We start from the raw sequence: 1,560 nt of genomic DNA, 5'->3' as shown, positions 1-1,560 counted from the left end.
CGTGGCAACAGAAGCAAAGAACGACGTGCTACAAGCTACCGTAAACCAAACCACAAAATTCATAAGGATTATCAATACGGCTTCGGAAACTTTAGAAGTGAAGATGGAGTTGTTTAAGGTGGAGGTGTGGTAATTAAGGATTGAGTTGAATGGAGTAATTCGACTGAATAACAATCCTTTGAAAACTAATATTAATAAATTACATTTGAGAAGCATTGATAAACATTTTTGAGAAGCATTGATAAACATTCCAAAGCCATCAACTGTAATTGAAAATTAAAATGAAGACACTCCGTGAAATAATGCTCGCAGAGGCGCAGAGAATAATGTCCATGTCATCCGTGTAATTCGTGCAATTCGTGTCCAAAAAACTCCGCGTATCTCCGTGAAATAATGCTCGCAAAGCCGCAGAGGCGCAGAGAACAATATCAATGTCATCCGTGTAATTCGTGCAATTCGTGTCTAAAAAACACCATGAAATAATTAAAAACAAAAAATCCTTTGGTCACATCCCATCTATATCGTAATATTGCAATATACAAATATAGACAGCCATGGGACGCTCAAAAACAGATCATTTTACAGAACAACAAAATCAAATTGCCCTAATTGCCAAAGCCTTAGGCCATCCCGCCAGAGTAGCCATCATTGATCACTTATTAAAAGTAAACGCCTGTATAGGCAACGCTATTTTGGAAGAAATTCCGTTGGCACAGCCCACCATTTCACAACACTTAAAAGTATTGCGCGATGCCAACCTGATTAAAGGCACCATTGACGGCAACGCCATTTGTTATTGCATCAATGAAACGACCTTTGAACTGCTAAACAGCTATTTTCAAAACATTACCACCCATGTCATTCATCAAAACTGTTGTTAATTCTAAAAAATAAAAACATGCAAACCGAAAAAGAACTTAAAGACCTTGTAAGGCAAAAATACAGTGAAATTGCCCTACAAGACAAAGCTACCAACGCTTCATCGTGCTGCGGCGCAGGAGGCTGTAGTACCGAAGTGTATAACATTATGAGCGAAGCCTACGAGGGATTGGACGGCTATAATCCGGATGCCGATTTGGGATTGGGATGCGGACTGCCGACCGAATTTGCTAAAATCAAAAAAGGCGATACGGTCATTGACCTAGGCAGTGGTGCCGGTAACGATTGCTTTATTGCACGTGCCGAAACTGGCGAAACAGGCAAAGTCATCGGGATTGACTTTACAGAAGCCATGATTAAAAAAGCGCGTGAAAATGCGGATAAATTAGGCTTCAACAATGTGGAGTTCCGCCAAGGTGACATTGAAAACATGCCTGTCACCGCAAATATGGCCGATGTCATTGTGAGCAATTGTGTCTTAAACCTTGTACCCAACAAAAAAGCAGTCTTTGCCGATATGTTCCGAGTATTAAAACCGGGTGGCCATTTCAGTATTTCGGATATTGTCCTAACGGGCACATTACCCGATAAAATTAAAGATGCTGCCGAAATGTACGCAGGATGTGTGGCAAGTGCCATTGATAAAGAAGAATATTTAAGCTACGTAAGCAAAGTTGGATT

The 1,560-nt window shown here is 40.5% G+C and carries 2 protein-coding genes; both read left to right on the top strand.

Annotated features, from left to right (window positions below):
• Nucleotides 1-554 precede the first annotated feature (554 nt).
• The gene (locus VNJ50_RS00155; RefSeq protein ID WP_325577885.1) at nt 555-881 is read left to right on the top strand and encodes a metalloregulator ArsR/SmtB family transcription factor; all 327 of its coding nucleotides are present in this window, start codon (nt 555-557) and stop codon (nt 879-881) included.
• A gap of 17 nt (nt 882-898) precedes the next feature.
• Nucleotides 899-1,560, top strand: a 662-nt coding sequence (arsM, locus tag VNJ50_RS00150) for an arsenite methyltransferase (RefSeq protein WP_325577883.1), incomplete at its 3' end; no start/stop codon positions are given.

Origin of the sequence: Gelidibacter sp. (genome assembly GCF_035577925.1) — a bacterium.
GTDB lineage: Bacteria > Bacteroidota > Bacteroidia > Flavobacteriales > Flavobacteriaceae > Gelidibacter.
The sequence above is the reverse complement of the archived record's forward strand: the minus strand, read 5'-3'. Positions and strand labels throughout refer to the sequence as shown.

What these genes read in the sequence shown, in the direction of transcription:
- VNJ50_RS00155 (WP_325577885.1), top strand. Translation starts at nt 555, where the DNA reads ATGGGACGCTCAAAAACAGATCATTTTACAGAACAACAAAATCAAATT.